Origin of the sequence: Phycicoccus sonneratiae (assembly GCF_016887965.1) — a bacterium.
GTDB lineage: Bacteria > Actinomycetota > Actinomycetes > Actinomycetales > Dermatophilaceae > Phycicoccus > Phycicoccus sonneratiae.
Map to the genome: position 1 here is coordinate 140,533 of NZ_JAFDVD010000012.1, position 19,605 is coordinate 160,137.

Below are 19,605 nucleotides of genomic sequence, written 5' to 3' on the forward strand. Positions count from 1 at the left end.
GCCCGCTGCCCCCGGGCGCGGTGCCCGGGACGTCCGACGGCGCGGCGGAGAAGTGGCCCGCCCCGTCCCCGACGAGCACGACGAGCGCCCCGTTGGCGCGGCGCCCGACCATGTCGTTCCGGCCGTCGCCCGTCACGTCACCGGGCCCGAGGATGTCGGTGAAGCCGGCGACCGACGGGGCCACCACGACCGGCGCGGACAGCCGTCCGTCGCCGGTGGAGGCCGCCGCGTAGAGCAGCATCGCGTTGTCGCTCGAGCGGACGGCGACGACGTCGGGCAGGCCGTCGCCGGTCACGTCGCCGGGCGAGACGAGGAGCCGGTACGCGCCGAACCCCGTGCCGATGAGCTGGGTGCCGACGACCCCGCCGCGCCCGTTGCCCCGGTAGATCTTCAGCTGGCCGTTGACCTGGCGGGCGAGGAAGTCGGTGTGCCCGTCCTGGTCCATGTCGCCGACGCCGCCGACCCAGTCCACGCCCTCCCAGCCGGAGCTGATCGGCAGCCGGGGGAAGAGCCCGGAGTCGCCGTCGCCCGGGTGGTAGTAGAGCGTGCCGCCGTCGCGCTCGACGACGTCGTGCCGGTTGTCGCCGTCCCACGAGCCGACGTTCGCGACGAGCGAGACCTTCGACCAGTCGGTGCCGGCGAGCGGCGAGCTCGAGAAGCCGCCCGCGCCGTTGCCCGCGACGATGGTCAGCCGGCGCGAGGCGTCGACGGCGAGCAGGTCGCCACGTCCGTCGCCGGTGAGGTCCTTGGGGAAGGACGCGGCCGACTGCGACGGGGCCGAGGTGACGGTCCACCAGGTGCTGCGCAGGCCGAGCTTGCCCCGGAAGGAGTCACCCGAGACCGTGCTCGTGCCCGAGAGCCCCTCGACCGTCACCGACTCGATGCGACCGCCCCACGTGGACACCCCGTTGCGGCCGTTGATGCGCAGCGAGGTCAGCCGGCCGACGCTCGGGAAGGCCTTCTCGACCGCGGCGATCGACATGCTCGTCGTCCACTGGTTCGGGCTGCCCGACGGCACGCCGTCGTACGGGTCCTTCGTCGACACCTGGTAGGCGAGCGAGGAGGCGACGGTGTAGCCGCCGTTCGAGGACGAGAACTCGGTGAGCGCGGGCGCACCGCCGTAGTACACGGCCCGACCGCTCGTCGCCCCGACCGCCGCGGTCGTCGCGGGGTTCTCGAAGGGGATGACGCCACCGCTCGAGGTGTAGCCGTGCAGGCCCTTGAAGACCTGGCAGGACGTGCTGTCGCAGACGTCGTAGAGCGACCCGCTCGGCCGGTGCGCCTTCTGGTAGAGCGCGTAGGTGCGCGCCGCGACGGCCTGGGACCGCAGGGCGGCCGCGGACCACGAGGCGGGCATCTCCGACGGCACGACGCTCTGGAGGTAGTAGTCGAGCGACAGCACGTTGGTCGTCAGGGCCCCCGAGCCGTTCCGCGTCGTCTCGACGGTGCGCCGGTAGGCCCGCTCCTCGCCGCCCGGCAGGACGACGTGGACCTTGCCGGCCTTGGCGTCGCTCAGCTGGACGCCGCCGGTCATGCCCTTCCACGACGAGGTGCTGCGCCACGTGCCGTTCTCGAGCCACTGGAGGACCAGCCCGGTCGAGTCCGGGACGAGGCGCCAGCGGTCGCGGACGCTGCCGTCGGCGTTGCGGCCGTAGACCGTGGCCGTGCGGCTGCCGTACCTCATGACGAGATCGGGCGTCGAGCGCACCGAGGTCCCACCGCTGCCCGCCACCGACAGCCACACCCGGAGCGTGGGGTTGCCGACCGTCGAGACGAGCGAGGTCTTCGGGTAGTAGAACGCGAGGATCGACTCGGTCGACAGGCCCTTGAGCGCGGCACCGTAGGCGCCGTACTGGCTCATCCCGCGGCCGTGGCCGAAGCCCTTGCCGGACAGGGAGAACGACGAGGTCTCCGGGCGTCCGTACACCTCGTCACCGGCCGTGCCGGCCACGGTGTTGCCCGTGCTCGCGAGGTAGTCCTGGTAGCGCGTGGCCACCGAGGACCGCAGCGAGGGCAGGAGGTCGTAGTAGAGGTTGCCGGGGCAGGAGGTGAGGCTGAAGTCCTGGTGCCCCGACACCCGGTTGCGGGTGATCTTCGTGCCCGGCGAGTACTTGTCGGCGCCCGAGCCGGCGACGAAGGTCGTCGAGGTGCGCGGGTCCCAGCCGTTGAGCCAGGCCTTCCACGCGATGACGTTCGTGACGGTCTTGAGGACCGCGCTCGACGGCTTGGTCGCCCCCGACTCGGAGCTCGCGTGCGTGCCGATCGACGCGATGCCGACCGTCTGGGAGTTGAACCCGCCGGTCTGCGCGCCCTGGACGTTGCGGCCGACACCGCCGTAGCGGCCCTCGTAGAGCCGGCCGAACCGGTCGACGAGGAAGTTGTACCCGATGTCGCACCAGCCGTTGGAGCGCGTGTGGTACGCGTAGATGCCGCGCACGAGACCGGCCGCCTGCGACGACGAGTAGTCGTTGGCGTTGACGGTGTGGTGGACGACCGCGCCCTCGATCTCGTCGTTGTAGGTCGGCGAGCAGCCGCGCAGGCTCTCGTCGGCTCCCCACTGCTTGCGGGTGATCATGGCCGGGGCGAGGCCCGCGGCGTTCGCGGCGCCGAGCGGCTGCTGCCCCACCGAGGCGTCCGCCGGGCTGTCGCCCGCGTCGACGAGGGCGGCGGTGGCCTTGCGCAGGTCGACCCCGCGCGGCGCGCGCACCCGGATCTGCACGTCGTCGGAGCCGGACACCGCGACCGGCTCGGTCGCGACCCGGGCCCGGCGGGCCTCCTCGGTGCCACCGTCCGGGCCGTGGGCGTCGAGCTCGGCCTCGACCCAGGCGTTCCAGCGGCCGTCGACCCGGGTCCGCACCTCGACGGTGGTCCGCGCCGCCGAGGCCTCGTCCGGGAAGCTGACGCCGACGACGTCGAGGTCCGCGCCGTCGCGCTCGAGGAGGCTCTGCTGCTCGCCCGTCGCCGCGGACGGCGTGGCCGTCGTCGGCGTCGGCGAGGCCACGGCGGCCGACCGGCTCGGCGTCGCGTCCGGGGTGGCCGAGGCCGTCGGGGTCGGGGCCGTGGGCTCCGCGGACGGGGTCGGCGTGGCCGTCGGCATCGGCACGTCCTCGACCCGCGGCGGGACGGCCCGCGCGACCACCGGCGCCGCGATCGGCGCGACGACGGCGACACCGGAGAGGAGGGTGGACGCGGCGAGGATTCGGAGAGTTCTCATGGGGGATCCACAGAGGTGACTAGAGGGTCCCCGGTGGCGCGACGAGGCCCACCGAGGGATGGCAGGGTGCTTCGCAGTGTGTCACACCCGTCACTCGCGTACCGGGGTTTCGGTGAGGTCCACAGCACCCGCGCGGGTATGCTGCGCCGGTGTCGTCCGCGCCCCCGCAGCCGGAGCCGCCGTCCGGGGGACCGCCCGCCGGCGGGCTGCGCGACCACGCCGCGCTGAGCACCTACGCCACCGCCGTCCAGGGCGCCGCCCGGCTCGCCTACAGCGTCGTCATCGGCCGTCTCGGGTCCCGCGAGCTGCTCGGCCAGGCGAACAGCGCCCTGTCGATCTCGGTCCTCACGAGCCTGGCCTGGGCCGCCCCCGCCGCCAACGCCGGCACCCGCTTCGTCGCCCTCCGTCGCTCGCTCGACGACGAGGAGGGTGCCCTGCGGGTCGCCCGCCACATCGCGCTGCGCTCCCTCCTCGTCGCCACCGTCCTCCCGACGACCACCGGCCTGCTCGGCGCCCGGTGGCTCGGCCTGGCACCGGTCCAGGTCGTCGCGAGCGTCGTCCTCTGCTGGGCGTACTCGGTCTACGTGACGACCCGCGGCATCCGCTTCGGGCTCTTCGGCTTCCGGCAGGTCGCGCTCTGGGACACCATCGCCGCGGCGACGTCGCTCTCGGTGCTGGCCGTCGTCCTCGTGCTCGACCTCGACCTGCTGACCCTCCTGCCGCTCGCCGTCGGCTACGCGCTGTTCGCGGTCGCGACCTGGCCGGCCCGCGCGCACGGCCGGCTCGAGAAGGCCGCGCGGCGCGAGGTCGACCAGTGGATCGCCTTCTCCGCGGTCGGCGTCCTCGCGAGCGGGGGCCTGCTCCAGGCCTCCCAGCTCGCGGCCCACCACTGGGGCGGCGAGGCCGGCGCGGGCGACTTCGCGGCCGCGCTCTCCCTCGCGACCCCGATGTCGATGTTCTCCATCGCGCTCATCACCGCCCTCGTGCCCCCGCTCGTCGCCGCGGCCGGCCGCGAGGACCACGCCGCCGTCACGCGCCACAGCGACGCCATCGCCCGCCGGCTCGTCGCGATCTTCGTCGGCGCCATCGGCGTCCTCGTCATCGTCAGCCCGCTCGGCATCTCCGTCGTCTACGGCGCCTCCTTCACCCGCTCGGCGACCGTCCTGCCCGTCCTCCTCGGCGCGGTGATGCTCACCTCCGTGGCCCTCGGCGGCGCGACCGCCCTCCAGTCCACCCGGCGGCGCGGGCCGCAGGTCGTCGCCGCGATCAACCTCGGCGGCCTCGTCCTCGGTGTCGCGACGTGGTTCGTCCTCGCCCCCTCCCTCGGGGTCGACGGCGTCGCCCTCGGGTACCTCGTCGGCGCGGGCTGTGCGTCGCTCGGCACGATGGGCGCCGTGTGGTGGCTCGAGCGCCAGTCCTGGGCCGACCTCGTCGCCCGGCTCGTCGCCGGGGTCGTCCTCGTCGCCGTCCTCGCGGTCGCCACCCGCGGCCTCGACGGCGTCGTCGGGGCGGTGGCCCAGCTCGGGGCGGCGGCGGTCTTCGCCGCGGCGTGGTGGTGGCTCAACCGGCGCGAGGTGGCCAGCCTCTGGGCGACGCTGCGCGGCGGCGGTGGGGACGCCCCTCCCTCCTAGACTGCTCGCCGTGCCCCCCACCGTCACCGTCCTCATGACGACCTACCACGGGACCTCCGTCGCCGACTTCGAGCGCTCGGTCGACTCCGTCGTCGGGCAGACCCGGCCGCCCGAGGAGTTCCTCGTCGTCGTCGACGGACCCGTGCCCGACGCCCTCGACGCGGCCATCGGCCGCGCGCAGGAGGCGCACCCCGCGCTGCGGGTCGAGCGCCTGCCGCGCAACGTCGGCAGCGGGCTGGCCTCGGCGCGCGGCCTCGAGCTCGCCACCCAGGACTTCGTGGCCCGCCACGACAGCGACGACGTGTCGCTGCCGACCCGCCTCGAGCGCCAGCTCGAGCGCGTCGAGGCCCACGGCCTCGACCTCGTGGGCTCCTCGATGCTCGAGTTCCGCGGCGACCCCGAGCACGTGCTCGGCCTGCGCGCGGTACCCACCTCGCACGCGGCGATCGTCCGTCGGCTCCCGATGAACAACCCGGTGAACAACCCGACGTCGGTGTTCCGCCGCGAGCTGGCCCTCGGCGTCGGCGGGTACGCCGACCTGCGCTACATGCAGGACTACGACCTCTTCGCCCGGATGCTCGCCGCCGGTGCGCGGGCCGAGAACCTCGACGAGCCGCTCGTGCTCTTCAACGCCGGCGACGAGATGATCTCCCGGCGGGGCGGCTGGCGGATGCTGCGGCACGAGTGGGCGATCCAGCGCCGGCTGCGCGAGGCCGGCGTCATCGGCACCCCGCGGCTGGCGCTCAACCTCGTGCTCCGCGGGGCCTTCCGGCTCGTCCCCGGGCGGCTGCTCGGACCGGTGTACGCGCTGCTCTTCCGGCGCCGGGCGAGCGAGGTCGGCGCGTGAGCACCCCACCGGCCCTCACCTGGGTGGTCGTCTCGTACGGCGGGGTCGACGACGCCCGCGGCCTCGTCGCCTCGCTCGGCGCCGACGCGCCCGTCGACGTCGTCCTCTGCGCCAACAAGCCCGGCGACGCGGCGGCCGCCCGCACGGCCTTCGCCGACGACACCCGGGTGCGCGTCCTCGACTTCGAGGACAACCCGGGCTACCTGCCGGCGCTGCACCGGGCGCTGCCCGAGCTCGACCCCGCCCTCCCCCTCGTGCTGTCGAACTGCGACCTCGTCGCCGACCCCGGCTGCGTCGACGCCCTCCTCGCGGGCGTCGCCGAGTTCCCCGACGCCGGGTGGCTGGCCCCCTCGGTCATCGGCTCGCTCGGGCAGGACCAGAACCCCAACCTGCTCTCCCCGCCGGGCGCCCGGTGGCTGCGGATGCTCGCCGCCGTGCACCGCGTCCCCGCCGTCGCCGACGTCATGCTCCTGCGCCGCGAGGGCCACAGCTCGCGCACCGTCGACGGCGTGGCCCCGGGCACGGCGGTCTTCGCCGGCCACGGGTCGTGCGTCGTCCTCACCCCCCGCTACCTCGCCGAGGGCGGACGCACCGACTACCCCTTCGCGCTCTTCGGCGAGGAGCTGTGGTTCGGCAGCGAGTGCGCCCGGCTCGGGCTCACCGTCCGCTACCTCCCGAGCGCGGTGCTGCGGCACGCCGAGCACGTCGCCACCGGGCGCCGGCGGCGGGGGCACGTGGCCCGCGTCAAGTACGAGGGCCTGCGCTGGTGGGCCCGCCGGGCCGCGGACGCCGGGTGGTGAGGCCGGCGGGCCGGGCCCCGTACGCTGGTCCCCGATGAACACCACACGGCAGGTCGACACCGCGGGCGTCTGGCTGGTGATCCCGCTCTTCAACGAGGCCTCGGTCATCGGGGACGTCGTCGCCCAGGCCCGCACGGTCTTCCCCGACGTCGTCGTCGTCGACGACGGCTCGTCCGACGGCGGGGCCGACGCCGCCCGGGCCGCCGGGGCGGTGGTCGTCCGCCACCCGGTCAACCTCGGCCAGGGCGCGGCCCTGCAGACCGGCTTCGAGTTCGTCCGCACCCGCCCGGACATGCGGTGGGCGGTCACCTTCGACGCCGACGGCCAGCACCAGACCGACGACGTCCTCGCGATGCTCGACAAGGCCCGCGCCGAGGACCTCCAGGTCGTCTTCGGCTCGCGCTTCCTCGACGACCGCACCAGCCCGAGCCTCGCGAAGAAGCTCGTCCTGCGGGCCGCGGTCGGGTACACGAACCTCACGACCCACACCCGGCTCACCGACGCCCACAACGGCCTGCGCCTGCTGCGCCGCGACGTCGTCGAGCGCCTCGACATCACCCAGAACCGGATGGCCCACGCCTCCGAGCTCGTCGCGCAGATCGGGTCGATGGACGTGCGCTACGGCGAGAGCCCGGTGCACATCCTCTACACCGACTACTCGCGCTCCAAGGGCCAGTCGCTGTGGAACTCGGTCAACATCCTCGTGGAGCTGATCCTCCGATGAAGGTGCTGCTCATCCAGGTCATCCTCGTCGCCGTCATCGGCGCCGTCGTCGCCCGGCTCTTCCGCTCCCGGGGCGCGCGCTCGCAGGCCATCCGGCGCCTCGGGCTGCTCGTCTTCGCGGCCTTCGCGGTCGTCTCGGTCTTCTTCCCCGACCTCTGGAGCCGCATCGCCCGGGCGGTCGGCGTCGGTCGTGGCACCGACCTCGTGCTCTACGCGCTCGTCGTCGCGTTCCTCAGCTACACGGTGACGAGCTACCTGCGCTTCCGCGACCTCGAGAGCCGGTACACGCGCCTCGCCCGGCGGATCGCCCTCGACGAGGTGGCCGGCACGCTGCCGACCCCCGAGCCGCCGGCCCGCGACGAGCAGGACCCCGGGCGGGCCTGAGCGCTGCGCTCAGCCGGCCTCGAGGTCGGCGTTGTACCGGTCGAGGACCTCGCCCATCGGGCCGTCCATGACCAGCTCGCCGGAGCGCAGGTACAGGGCCCGGTCGCCGAAGCGGCGCAGGTCCTTCTCGCTGTGGCTCACGAGGAAGAGCGTGCGCCCCTCGGCGAGCAGCCCCTCCATCCGGTCGTAGCACTTGTCGCGGAAGGCCTTGTCCCCCACCGCGAGCACCTCGTCGACGAGGACGATGGGCTCGTCGAGCGTCGTGACGACGGCGAAGCCGAGCCGGACCTTCATGCCCGAGGAGAAGTGCCGGTACGGGGTGTCGAGCCCGGCCCGCACCTGGGGCCCCGCGAAGTCGACGATCTCGTCGAAGCGCTCGTCGATGGTGCTCTTGGGCAGGCCGTGCAGCCCGCCCATGAGGTAGACGTTGTCGCGGGCGGTCAGCTCGCCGACGAACCCGCCGGTGAGCTCGATGAGCGGGGCGACACCGCCGCGGACGGTGACCGTGCCCTCGTCGGGGAGCAGCACCCCGGCGAGCATCTTGAGCAGGGTCGACTTGCCGCCGCCGTTGCCCCCGACGACGCCGACCGCCTCGCCGGGCATGATGTCGAACGAGACGTCGCGCAGCGCCCAGAAGGTCTCGCGCGGGGCGCCGGTGCGCCCGCGGAACAGCATCTCGCGCAGCTGCATCCGCCGCCGACGCGAGCGGTAGAACTCGACGCCGAGGCCCTCGACGGAGATGACCGGCTCGGACATCAGATCTCCTTGAGGACGGGCCGCTCGAGCCGGCGGAAGACCGCCACGCCGACGAAGAGCAGGACGACCGAGACGACGACCGAGGTGCCGATCGCGCCCCAGACGATCGGGTACCTGTCGTGGCGGAAGAAGCCGGCACGCATCAGCTCGAGGATGCCGGTCATCGGGTTGAGCCAGAAGATCTTGTCGTACGGCGCGTCGACGAGGTGCGTCGTGTAGATGACCGGGGTGGCGTAGAAGAGCATCCGCAGGACGATGCGCACGACCCGCTGCATGTCGGTGACGAGGACCGTGACCGGCGCGAGGATGAGCCCCAGCCCGAGCAGCGCGACGGCCTGGAGGACGAGCGCGAGCGGGAAGAGCACGAGCCACCCGTTGAGGTGCGCGTGCCCGCGCACGAGGTAGAAGACGAGGAAGACGAGCAGCACGGGCAGGGAGAGGACGAACTCGACGCCTTTGCTCGCGATGACCCGCACGACCCAGATCTCGCGCGGCAGGTTCGTCGAGCGGACGAGCTTGGCCTCGGAGATCAGCGCCCTGCTGGTGTCGGTGAGCGAGGCGGAGAACCACTGCCAGCTGAGCAGGCCGATGACGAGGAAGAGGAAGTACGGCTGGTGCCCGAGGTCGCCCCGCTTGAGGATGAGGACGAAGACCACGTAGTAGATGAGCGACATGAGCAGCGGGTCGAGGACCGTCCAGACGTACCCGAGGGCGCTCTGCGCGTAGCGGACCCGCAGGTCACGGGTCACGAGGGTCGACAGGACGCCACGACGGGCCCACAGCGCGCGCGTGCGGCGGACGAGTTCCATGGCTCCTCGGGTGGTCGGTGGCCGGCTGCCAGCGGTACACGCTACCCGGCGGGGGGCCCGCGCCCGTGACGGACCGGCGGCGCGCTCCCGTCTACGATCGACATCGGCTTCCCGTCCGTCCCCGCCGAGAGGTGCCCGCCGCATGCAGTCCCTGCGCGACCCCGCCGTCCGCACCGCCGCCCTCGGTGCCCTCGGGTGGTTCGTCGCCGTCGGGCTCGCCGTCGTCGCAGCCGTCCTCGGCCTGCCGTGGCTCGGCTTCGTCGCCGTGGCCCTCTTCTACGCCGGCGAGGCGGCGCTCGCGGCCGGCGACCCGCGCGTCGACCTCTGGCTCGGCGAGCGCGAGATGGCGCCGCTCCAGCGGGCGATGCTCCGCGACGCGGTCTCGGTGCTGGCCTGGCTGCTCACCGTCGAGCCGGCGATCCGGCTCGTCGTCCCCGTCGTCGTCACCGTCCTCGCCGTGCCGGCCGCCCACCTCGGGTACCGGGTGCTCACGGCGCACCACGCGTCGGTGCGCCGCGGCCGGCTGGCCTGGCAGCGCCTCGACGTCGAGGGCGAGCTCGAGGGCCCGCTGCGGCTGCCGCCGATCCTCCCCGTCGTCGGCCCGTTCAGCGGCCGGCTCGTCCTGCTCCTCTGCGACGTGTTCGTCGTCGTCGGGCTGTGGGCCGTCGTCGCGGGCGCGGGGTCGGTGGTCCTCGCCGTCGGGGCCGCGCTCACCCTCCTCGCCCTCGCCGCCTGCATCCTGGCCGGCGTGCGTCGCAGCGCGGTCGTCCGCCACCTGCCCTCGGCGACCGAGGACAACGAGCGGCTGCGCCGGGCGGTCGAGGACTTCGCCCCCGAGGTCGTCGTGTACTTCAGCGGCCCGATCGGCACCACCTACCAGCTCAACGTGTGGCTCGAGGCCCTCGAGCGCGTCCGCCGCCGGACCCTGCTCGTCGTCCGCGAGCGCCACCACCTCGACGACCTCCTGCCGACGACGCTGCCCCTCGTCATCGCACCGAGCGCCGTGCACGTCGAGTTCGTCCACACCGACTCCGTGCTCGTCGCGCTCTACCCGACGACGGTCATCCGCAACAACCACATGATCCGGCTGCCCGGCGTCCGGCACGTGTTCATCAACCACGGCGACGGCGACAAGGCGGTCACGTACAGCCCGCTGCACCGGGTCTTCGACGAGATCTGGGTCGCCGGGCGCGCGGCGTGCGACCGGTACCTCACGAAGGGCGAGGGGGTGCGCCTCGACCAGCTCGTCGTCGTCGGTCGCCCGCAGCTCGCGCACGTCGGACTGCGGTCCGGCGCACCGGTGGAGCAGCCCCCGACCGTCCTCTACGCCCCGACGTGGGAAGGCAACTTCGACGACGTCGACTACTCCTCGGTCGCCTCGATGGGCGTCGGGCTGGTCCGCGAGCTGCTGCGCGCCGAGCCGCCCGTCCGGGTCCTCTTCAAGCCGCACCCGGCCACCGGCAACCGGCGCTCGGACGCCGCGGGCGCGCTCGCCGAGGTCACCGAGATGGTCCGCCGCTCGCCGCGCGGCACGCTCGTCGCCCCGGGCCCGGACGCCCTCTACGACGCCTTCAACGCCTGCGACGTCCTCGTCGCCGACGTCTCGAGCGTCGTCGCCGACTTCCTCGCCTCCCGCAAGCCGTACGTCGTGACGAACCCGCGGCGCCGCGACACCGCGGCGATGCAGCGCGACTTCCCCTCGACCTCGGGCGGCCCGGTCCTCTCTCCCGGCGACCGCGTCGTCGACCTCGTCCGCGAGGCCGTGACGACGGACCCGTACCGCGAGCGCCGCGAACGGCTCGCGGAGTACTTCCTCGGGGAACCGTCCCCGGACCCGATCGGCCGCTTCGCCGACGAGGTCGAGGCCGCGTGCCTGCGGGCCGCCGAGCGCCACGACCACGTCCTCGAGACGAACCGGGAGGCCCCCCGGTGAGGCGCGACGTCCTGCCCGTCCTCGGGGTCACCGGCGTCGGCCTGGCCCTCGGCCTGCTCGCGGTGCTCCTCTCCGGCACCACCTCGGTCGCCGGGCCGCTGCTCGCGCTGGCCGCGCTCATCGCGGTGCTCGCCGAGGTCCTCCTCGAGCGCAGCCCCCGCGTCGCCCGGTCGCTGGAGTCCGCTCAGGTCGGCGCCACCGTGCGGGCCGGGGCGCGTGACGCGCTGCTCGTCGGCTTCGCCGCCTCGTGGCTGCGCGACGACCGCTCCGCCTTCCTCGTCGTCGCCGGCGCGGTCGGCCTCGTCTGGCTGCTGCGTGGCGGCACCGAGGTGCTCCGGCACGACACCGTCCTGCGGCGCGAGGTGCGCGTGTCGTGGCGCAACCTCGACGTGCCGGCGGCCGGGGTGTCCCGCCCGCTCGCCCCGCGCCTGCTCGCCCGGCGCGACGTCGCCCTCTCCGTCGTCCTCCTCGTGCTCTCGGTCATCGCGGCGGCCCGCGAGCTCGGCGCCCCGGACGCGGTGCTGTGGACCGGTGCCGCGGTGGCCGTCGCCGTCGCCGCCGGGCTCGCCGCCCTGGCCGCCCTCGACGCCCTCCGCGTGCGCCGCGAGCCCGGCCCCGAGCGGCTGGCCTCCCTCGTCGGCGAGCGCCTCGCCGCCCTCGAGGCCGAGGTCGTCCTCTACTACAGCCGCCCCGAGGCGATCGGCTACATCGCCAACGTCTGGATGCCGGTGCTCGAGCAGCTCGACCGCTCGGTCGTCGTCATCGCCCGCGAGCAGTACAACGCCGACCTCGTCGAGACCTCGACGATCCCCGTCGTCTGCGTCACGAACGCCACCGACATCGAGCGCGTCGTCCCGCCGTCGGTGCGCCTCGCGATGTACCCCTCGAACGTCGCGAAGAACAACCACCTCATCCGGATGCCCGGCATCGTCGACGTCTTCATCGGGCACGGCGACAGCGACAAGGGCGGGAGCGCGACGACCCTCACCCGCATCTTCGACGAGGCCTGGGTCAGCGGACCGGCGGCCCGCGAGCGGTACCACGTCGAGCAGGTCGGGGTCCGCGACGACCAGATCCGCGAGATCGGGCGTCCGCAGCTCGCCGAGATCGAGCGGGTCGTGGCCCGCGAGGCCGTCGCCGACGAACCCGTCCTCGAGGACGTGCCCGACGACGTGACGACCGTGCTCTACGCCCCGACCCGTGAGGGCTTCTTCGCCACCTGGCAGTACTCGTCGATCCTCGCCCAGGGCGCCACGATCCTCGAGAGCCTGCTCGCGATGCCGCGGGTGCGCGTGCTCTTCAAGCCCCACCCGGGCACCGGCACCGACGACCCGGCGTTCGGCGCCGAGGTCGAGCGCCTGCTCGCGCTCGTGCGGGCGGCTGGCGAGCCGCACGAGGTCGTCGAGTCCACCGAGGGGCTCTACACCGCGTTCAACCGGGCCGACGTGCTCGTCAGCGACATCTCGAGCGTCATCACCGACTTCCTCGCCTCCGGCAAGCCGTACGTCGTCACCGACCCGAGCGACGGCGACGTCGACGAGTTCCGCGCCGCGTTCCCGTCGGCCGCGGGCGCGTGGGTGCTGGCCGGCGACGGGTCGGGTGTCGTCGAGGCCGTCGAGGACGCGCGCGGCCCCGACCGCCACGCGAGCGAGCGCGCCCGCACGGCCGTGCACCTGCTCGGCGAGAGCACGGCCGACCCGGTGGCCCGGTTCGACGCCGCCATCGACGAGGCCGTCGTCGCCGTCGCCGAGCGACAGCGACTCACCTCCGAGGAGGCCTCGGCGGCCGGACGCCCCTGAGCGTCAGCGCCCGAGGGCGCGCTTGAGCCGCGAGAGCGCCCGGCGCCACGCCGGCCGCCCGGTCGGCCGGGCGGCCGGCGTCGCGGCGGCGGGGGCCTGGACGGTGACCCGTCCGCGACCGTCGACGGCGAGGGTCGTCTCGAGGACGACCTCGGCACCGCCGAACCCGACGACGAGACGGTGCGTCCCGGTCGGCAGCGCCGGACCGGTGGCCCGCAGCCGTCCGTCGGCGCCCGCGGCGCTGGTCCAGCCCTCCCCCGCGGACCCGCGGGGTCGCAGGGTCGGCCCGGGGCCCGACGCGGCGGCCAGGACGACCTCCGTGGGCGTCGCGGACGCGACCCGCAGCAGGCGGACCCGCTCGCGCAGGCCGCCCTCGCCGGGCGCGACGTCGAGGCTGAGGTTGCCGTGCGGGTCGGTGTCGTACGCGAGCACGACCCGGCCCGAGGAGTCGGTGGACGGACCGGCCGCGACGAGCCCGCCGGCGCGGTCGGCGCCGAGCCGCTGGCTGCGCGCCCAGGCGAAGGCCCCGACCCGGACGTAGAGGTCCTGGACCCCGTCGCGCAGCGGGTGCCCGAGCGCGGCCGTCGCGGCGTCGAGGAGGACGCTGCCGCGCAGCACGACCTCGGGGCCGGACGGGCCGTCCTCGATGCCGCCGGTGAGCCGGGGCCCGACGAACCACTCGTCGAGGGAGGACCGGTGCTTGACGACGACGTCGCCCGCGATGGTGTCGAGCTGGTCGTCGACCCGGCGCTCGTCGTCGGTGGGGAGCGACCCGACGACCGAGCGCGGCAGGGCCAGCCGGTCGCCGACGCGGTCGAGGACGAGCGGGTCGCCGCGGAAGGTCCAGCGGACCTCGACGTCGATGCGCTGCGCGCTGCCCTCGACCCGCTGGTCGACGAGCATGGCGACGGCCTTGACGGCGTTGTAGCGGCGGGCGAGGTCGCGGACGTCGTCGCGCGTGCCGCGCCGGACGACACCGGTGCGCGAGCGCATCGCCGCCCCCATCCCGGCGGCGACCGAGTCGGCGAACCGGCCGTCGAGGAGGCCCCGGACCTCGCGCAGCAGCGCGTCGAGGTACTCGTCGTCGTGCCTGAGCGCCTTCTTGCCCCCGAGCCGGCCGAGCAGCTCGACCCGCAGGAAGCGCCGGTAGAAGTCGTCGCGCTCGCGGCCCGGCGGCACGTGGGCGTCGACGACGTCGAGGACCTCGGCGAGGTTGGCGTAGTAGACGGCCGGGTCGAACCGCTTGGAGCCGGCGTTGCCGCCGTCGGGCCGGCGCAGGTACCGGTAGCAGACCCGGTCCGAGACGATGGTCGCCGCACCGGCCGCGAAGTAGGCCTGGGCCATGAACAGCTGGTCCTCGAGCCGGCGCGGGCCCTCGGGGTAGCGGATGCCGTGCTCGCGCAGGAAGTCGCGGCGGAAGGCCTTGTGCGGCGTCAGGCTCTCCATGAGCGGCGCGTCGTGCACGGTGCACGAGGGCCGGTCCTCGCGGTAGACCTCGTGGTTGACGCCGCGGAAGTCGCTGATGACCTTGCCGATGACGACGTCGCTGCCGTGGGCGGCGCCGACCGAGGTCATCCGCTCGAGGGCGTCGGGCTCGACCCGGTCGTCCTGGTCGACGTACATGACGTACTCGCCGCGCGCCTCGTCGGTACCGATGTTGCGCGGCTTGCCCGGCCAGCCCGAGTTGGGGATCGGGATGACCCGGACGTTGGCGTGCGCGGCCTCGAAGGCCCGGGCCCGCTCGAGCGTGTCGTCGGTGGAGCCGTCGTCGACGAGGAGGATCTCGAGGTCCTCCGGCGCCATCGTCTGGGCCGCGAGCGACTCGAGGCACGGGTCGAGGTACTCGCCCGGGTTGTAGAGGGGGACGACGACGGTGACCCTGGGCCGCGGGCCGGCGGTGCCGGGCGTGGTCGTGCTCATCGGTCGGCCGCCGCGTCGGCGCCCTCGGGCATCTCGTCGTGCGGCTCGGTCTGGTGCATGTCGTCGGCGACCTGCGCGGAGAGCTCGTGGCTCGCGAACGGGTCGGCGCGCCGGACGTCGATGACGTAGCCGGTCTGCGGGGAGAGCATGACCCGCAGGGCCGCCCGCGCGACCGTCCGCGAGTCGAGGAGGGTGTCGGGCGACTCCGCGCCGAAGGCCTTGGTGCGCATGGGAGTCCCCGTGCGCTCCGGGTTGACGCAGTTGACGCGGACGCCCTCCTTGGCCCACTCGTCGGCGAGCGCCTGGGTGAGGTTGACCGTCGCCGCCTTCGCCGAGGAGTAGAGGCTGTAGCCGGAGCGACCGCGGGTGTACGAGCTGGACGTGAAGAGCAGCAGCGACCCGGAGGTCTCGCGCAGCCAGGGGTAGAACTCCTGGGCGATGAGGATCGGCGCGATGTAGTTGATCTCGGTGGCGGCGTAGATCGTGTCCTCGCTCGTCTCCTCGAGCGTGCCGCGCGGGAGGACGCCCGCGGTGTTGACGACGAAGTCGACGCGCCCGGTCTCCTCGAGGACCTCCTCGCGCGCCCGCCGGATGTCGGAGCGGCGCTCGACGTGCGTGCGCGTCGAGGAGCGGCTGAACGAGCGGACCGTGGCCCCGAGCTCGGTGGCCAGCTCGACGATGTCGGCGCCGATGCCGTAGCTGCCGCCGAAGACGACGACCGTGCGCCCCTCGAGCGCGGCCCGCAGCTCGTCGTCGGTGCGGTCCTGGGGCAGGTCGTGGCTCGTCAGCTGGAAGAGCTTGTCGGCGAGGTAGACGTCGATCGGCTCGGTGACCTTCATGTTCCGCTCGTCGCCGGCGACGACGTAGATCGGCACGTCCGGCTGGTAGCGCAGGACGACCGTGCAGTCGTCGGTGGCGGTGAAGTCGGGGTCCTGCGCGGCGATCTCGTAGGCCCGGGAGATGACCGAGCGCCGGAAGCCCTGCGGCGTCTGGCCGCGGCGCAGCATCGCGCGCGGTGGGACGTCGCGGATCACCTCGCGCTCGTCGACCTCGATGATCGTGTCGGCCGAGGGGATGGCGGTGTCGACGGCCTCGTAGGTGGCCAGGGCCGCGACGCACTCCTCGATGATCCGCTGGCTGAGCAGCGGGCGGACGGCGTCGTGGAAGAGGACGTTGCACTCCTCGTCGCCGATCGCCTCGAGGGCCCGCACGGTGGTGCCGTTGCGGGTGTCGGCGCCGGGCAGGACCTTCGTGACCTTGGCGTACCCGCCGCGGTCGACGAGCTCCTGGACCGGGTCGAGGTGGCCCGGCGTCATCATGACGATGATCTCGTCGACGAGCGGGCTCGCGTCGAGGGTCTCGATCGTGTGCTCGATGATCGGGCGGCCGGCGATCTTGATCAGCTGCTTGGGGATGCTCAGGCCCACGCGGCTGCCCACTCCACCGGCCAGGACGACGGCCACGGTCCGCAGTTCGCTCACCCGGCCGACCCTACCGGGGCCCGTCGCGGCCAGCACCCACGCCCTCGGGCGGCCGAGCGGCCCACCCTAGAATCCCTGCCATGCGAGACCAGGTGACCCCGCGGCGCTCCACGGGGCCGGTCCCGTGATCTCACCCGACGTCCAGTCGTGGTCCGGCGCCGCCCCCGTGCTGCTCGCGACGCTCGCGCTGCTCCTCCTCCCGGGAGGGGTGGCGCTGCGGCTGGCCCGGGCCGACCGGGTGGTCGTGCTCGGCGCCGCGGGGCCGCTGACCGTCGGGGTCCTCACCCTCGCGGGGGTCCTCTCCTCGGTGGCCGGCCTCGCGTGGTCACCGCTCGTCCTCGTCGTCGTCACCCTCCTCGCGTGGGGTGCGGGCGCCGCGGTCGGCCGGGCCCGCCGGTCCGTGCCGCCGCCGGCCACCGCCCCCACCCCGTGGGCCCTCGTGGCGGGCAGCGGCGTCGCCGCCGTCCTCGCGGCGTGGCCGCTGCTCACCGTCACGGGGGCCGCCGACGCGCTGCCCCAGCAGCCCGACACGATCTTCCACCTCGAGACGATCCGGGCCATGGTCGAGCAGCACGACGTCTCGACCCTGCACGCGCAGTCCTTCGTCCGACCGGACCAGACCGGCTTCTACCCGGCGGCCTTCCACGCGGTCGCGGCCACCGTCGTCCAGCTGACCGGGTGCGACGTCGCGGTCGCCGCGGGCTCGCTCGCCGTCGTGTCGGCGGCCCTGCTCTGGCCGGCGGCCATGACGCACCTCGCGACGACGGTGCTCGGCCGCCGCGACGCCGTGGCCCTCCTCGCCCCGGTCGTCTCCGTGGCCTTCACCGCCTTCCCGACCTGGCTGGCCGGGTACGGGGTGCTCTGGCCCAACCTCCTCGGCCAGGCCCTGCTGCCCGCCGCGCTCGCCGTCGGTCTCGGGCTGCTGCGCTCGCCCCGCTCGCCGGCCGGGTGGGTCCTGCTCGTCCTCCTCGTCGGGGGCCTGGGCGCGGCGCACCCCAACGCCGTCGCCGGGCTCGCCGTGCTCGGCGGGGCGGCGCTCGGCTGGACGCTCGTCGTCCTCGCCGTGCGCGCCCCGCGGCCGGGACACCGGCTGCTCGCGGCCGCGGCGGCCGTCGTCCTCGTCGCCGGGGGCGGCGCGGCGTGGTACCTCGGGGGACGGCTCGCCCCGTCGATGCGCGAGTCCAACCCGCCCGGCCCGGAGATGTCGTGGCGCAGCGGACTCGTCGACGTCCTCTTCTCGGCCCCGCGCTCCTCCCCCGCCCTGTGGGTCACCGGCGCGCTCGTCCTCCTCGGGCTGGTGCTCGCCCTGCGCCGGGCCCGCACCGCCTGGGTGCCGCTCGCCTGGCTGGTCGTCGGCGCGCTCTACCTCGCGGTCGCCGTCGTCGACTCCCCGCGGACCCGGCTGCTCACCTGGCCGTGGTTCAACAACTCCCCGCGGCTGGCCGTCCTCCTCGTCGTGCCGATGGCCCTGCTCGTCACGGCGGCCCTCGTCGCGCTCGCCGGGGCGGGACGCCGCGTCGCGCGCGAGGACGGCCGCCGAGGCCTCGTCCGGGCCGCCGCCGTCGGCGCCGCCTTCCTCCTCGTGACGCTCGGGGCCAACGCCTCCGCACGCGCCGAGGTCCTGCGGCCCTACTTCCCGGCCGACGACCGCGCGACGTGGGTCAGCCGGGCCGAGCTGCGCGCCCTCGACGACCTCGGCGCCGACCTGCCGGCGGGCGCGGTCGTCGCCGCCAACCCCTGGCGCGGCGGCTCCTACCTCGGGCTCCTGCACGACGTCCGGATGCTCTTCCCCAACGAGAAGACGCTGCCGACCGACCCGGTGCAGCAGCTCCTCGGGCGGCGGCTCGACGAGGCGGCCTCCGACCCGGAGGTCTGCGCCGCGGCCACCCGGCTCGACGTCGGCTGGGCGATCACCGGCGGCGAGCCGGCGAGCAGCTCGCGGGGGGCCACCCGGCCCTACGAGGGGGTCGACGGCGTCGACGGCGCCCAGGGCTGGGAGCGGGTGCGCACCGCGGGGCCGTACACCCTGTACCGGTTCGCCGGCTGCGCCGACGGCTGACCGGCGGCCTCCGACCGGCCGCCCCGTGCCCGCGGGTCAGGACCGCAGGGCCTCGAGCACCGCCGCCCGGAAGCGGGCCGTCGCGGCGCCGGGCGTCGTGTCCCCGACGTAGTGCTCGACGACCTCGGACCACCCGGCGGGCATCTCCTCGCCGAGCGAGCGCAGCAGGGCGGGGGCCCTCGACGCCTCGGAGGCGGCGAGCCGTGGCACCGCGTCGAGCAGGCGTGAGCCGTCGGTGGGGGTGGCCGCGGCGCCGGGGAGGGTGACGACGAGCGGCTTGCCGGTGGCCGCCCAGTCGTAGGCGACCGAGGAGACGTCGGTGACGCAGACGTCGGCGAAGGCCCGCTGCCACCCGTACGGACCGGTGTCGACGAGGTGGTCCGGCGACTCGAGCAGCGCGCGCACCTCGTGGTCGGCGCGCCGGTAGGCGTCGGAGGTCGTCCCGGACCGCGGGTGCGGGCGGTACACCACCCGGAAGCCGCCGTCCTCGACGAGCGCCCGGACCAGCGCCACGCCGTGGGTCGCGACCGAGCCGTAGGACATCGCCGGCCGGTCCCCCTCCCACGTCGGGGCGTAGAGGACGCGGGTGCGGCCGTCGCGCTCCCAGGAGGGTGCGCCCGGCGAGTCGTGGTCCAGCTGGGGGCGCCCGACCATCGGCGCCCGGACGGCGGCGTCGTAGCCGCGCAGGACCCGCTGCAGCCGGTCGCGGCCGGCGGGCCCGGCGACGAACGAGTAGTCGTAGGCCTTGTTCTGGTTCGAGATGCTCGAGTCCTTGTCGCTCTCGCCGTGGCCGAGGTAGACGTGGACCGGCTCGGCGAAGCGGAGCATCCGGAAGTTGCGCTCGAGGTGGTTGACGTAGAGCACACCGCGGACCCCGTCGGAGCGGACGAGCCGCTCGAGGTCCGGGGCACCCTTGGCGAGGCGCACCGGGAGGCGGGTGGCCGCCATCGCCGCGCGGGCGCCGTCGGGGCGGGTGCAGACGACGACGAGCGGCACGACCTCGTCGAGGTCCTCGAGCACGGGCAGCCAGTCGGCGAGCTGGTAGAGCTCGACCGGGCCCCCGGCGAAGAACACGGCGACGGGGGCGTCGGGCAGCGGCGTGGCGGCGGTGGCCGCCCGGGCCGTGGAGTCGGCGCGCCACCAGTTGCTCGCCTGGACCCGCAGCTGGCGGATGACGTGGCCGATCGTGCTCATCGAGGGGGAGCATACGGGTCCGGTAGCGTGACCTGCCCGCTCCCCCGCTCCCGTC

General features: G+C 74.6%; 13 protein-coding genes and 1 pseudogene. 8 read left to right on the top strand and 6 right to left on the bottom strand.

What is annotated here, in order from left to right:
- Positions 1–118: 118 nt before the first annotated feature.
- A pseudogene (locus tag JQN70_RS20085) lies at positions 119–3,214 on the bottom strand (SpoIID/LytB domain-containing protein); the annotation flags it as partial.
- Between the two features lie 149 nt (positions 3,215–3,363).
- Here JQN70_RS20085 and JQN70_RS11310 point away from each other — a divergent pair.
- The 5 genes from JQN70_RS11310 to JQN70_RS11330 are packed head-to-tail and all read left to right on the top strand — an operon-like array spanning position 3,364 to position 7,599.
- Positions 3,364–4,845, top strand: a complete 1,482-nt coding sequence (locus tag JQN70_RS11310; RefSeq protein WP_204131443.1) for a lipopolysaccharide biosynthesis protein — start codon at positions 3,364–3,366, stop codon at positions 4,843–4,845.
- A gap of 10 nt (positions 4,846–4,855) precedes the next feature.
- Positions 4,856–5,692, top strand: a complete 837-nt coding sequence (locus JQN70_RS11315; RefSeq protein ID WP_204131444.1) for a glycosyltransferase — start codon at positions 4,856–4,858, stop codon at positions 5,690–5,692.
- Entirely contained in the window at positions 5,689–6,492 is an 804-nt protein-coding gene (locus JQN70_RS11320; protein ID WP_204131445.1) for a glycosyltransferase family 2 protein, read from the top strand. The genes JQN70_RS11315 and JQN70_RS11320 overlap by 4 nt, the downstream gene beginning before the upstream one ends.
- Positions 6,493–6,526: 34 nt before the next feature.
- Positions 6,527–7,216 carry a glycosyltransferase family 2 protein gene (locus JQN70_RS11325; RefSeq protein ID WP_204131446.1) on the top strand — a complete coding sequence of 230 codons (690 nt, stop codon included), beginning with the start codon at positions 6,527–6,529 and terminating at the stop codon, positions 7,214–7,216.
- Positions 7,213–7,599 carry a DUF2304 domain-containing protein gene (locus JQN70_RS11330; protein ID WP_239111441.1) on the top strand — a complete coding sequence of 129 codons (387 nt, stop codon included), beginning with the start codon at positions 7,213–7,215 and terminating at the stop codon, positions 7,597–7,599. The genes JQN70_RS11325 and JQN70_RS11330 overlap by 4 nt, the downstream gene beginning before the upstream one ends.
- 9 nt (positions 7,600–7,608) lie before the next feature.
- Here the strand turns inward: JQN70_RS11330 and JQN70_RS11335 are convergent, their stop codons facing one another.
- Together JQN70_RS11335 and JQN70_RS11340 are read right to left on the bottom strand one after the other, a co-directional pair.
- The gene (locus JQN70_RS11335; RefSeq protein WP_204131447.1) at positions 7,609–8,355 is read right to left on the bottom strand and encodes an ABC transporter ATP-binding protein; all 747 of its coding nucleotides are present in this window, start codon (positions 8,353–8,355) and stop codon (positions 7,609–7,611) included.
- Entirely contained in the window at positions 8,355–9,164 is an 810-nt protein-coding gene (locus tag JQN70_RS11340; RefSeq protein ID WP_204131448.1) for an ABC transporter permease, read from the bottom strand. The genes JQN70_RS11335 and JQN70_RS11340 overlap by 1 nt, the downstream gene beginning before the upstream one ends.
- 142 nt (positions 9,165–9,306) lie before the next feature.
- On the opposite strand from JQN70_RS11340, the gene JQN70_RS11345 reads away from it, so the two are divergent.
- Positions 9,307–11,097, top strand: a complete 1,791-nt coding sequence (locus JQN70_RS11345) for a CDP-glycerol glycerophosphotransferase family protein (protein WP_204131449.1) — start codon at positions 9,307–9,309, stop codon at positions 11,095–11,097.
- On the top strand, positions 11,094–12,896 hold the full coding sequence (locus JQN70_RS20950) for a CDP-glycerol glycerophosphotransferase family protein (RefSeq protein WP_204131450.1): 1,803 nt from the start codon (positions 11,094–11,096) through the stop codon (positions 12,894–12,896). The genes JQN70_RS11345 and JQN70_RS20950 overlap by 4 nt, the downstream gene beginning before the upstream one ends.
- A gap of 3 nt (positions 12,897–12,899) precedes the next feature.
- On the opposite strand, the gene JQN70_RS11355 is transcribed toward JQN70_RS20950, so the two are convergent.
- The gene (locus JQN70_RS11355) at positions 12,900–14,816 is read right to left on the bottom strand and encodes a glycosyltransferase family 2 protein (RefSeq protein ID WP_204131451.1); all 1,917 of its coding nucleotides are present in this window, start codon (positions 14,814–14,816) and stop codon (positions 12,900–12,902) included.
- Entirely contained in the window at positions 14,813–16,297 is a 1,485-nt protein-coding gene (locus JQN70_RS11360; protein ID WP_204131452.1) for a bifunctional cytidylyltransferase/SDR family oxidoreductase, read from the bottom strand. The genes JQN70_RS11355 and JQN70_RS11360 overlap by 4 nt, the downstream gene beginning before the upstream one ends.
- A 124-nt stretch (positions 16,298–16,421) precedes the next feature.
- Here JQN70_RS11360 and JQN70_RS11365 point away from each other — a divergent pair, with 124 nt between their 5' ends.
- Positions 16,422–18,356: a DUF6541 family protein gene (locus JQN70_RS11365; protein ID WP_204131453.1), complete on the top strand. Its 1,935-nt coding sequence runs from the start codon at positions 16,422–16,424 to the stop codon at positions 18,354–18,356.
- 36 nt (positions 18,357–18,392) lie between these two features.
- Here JQN70_RS11365 and JQN70_RS11370 read toward each other — a convergent pair whose 3' ends face one another.
- Positions 18,393–19,550 (bottom strand): CDP-glycerol glycerophosphotransferase family protein, encoded by a 1,158-nt coding sequence (locus tag JQN70_RS11370; RefSeq protein WP_204131454.1) that lies wholly within the window; start codon positions 19,548–19,550, stop codon positions 18,393–18,395.
- Between the last annotated feature and the right edge of the window lie 55 nt (positions 19,551–19,605).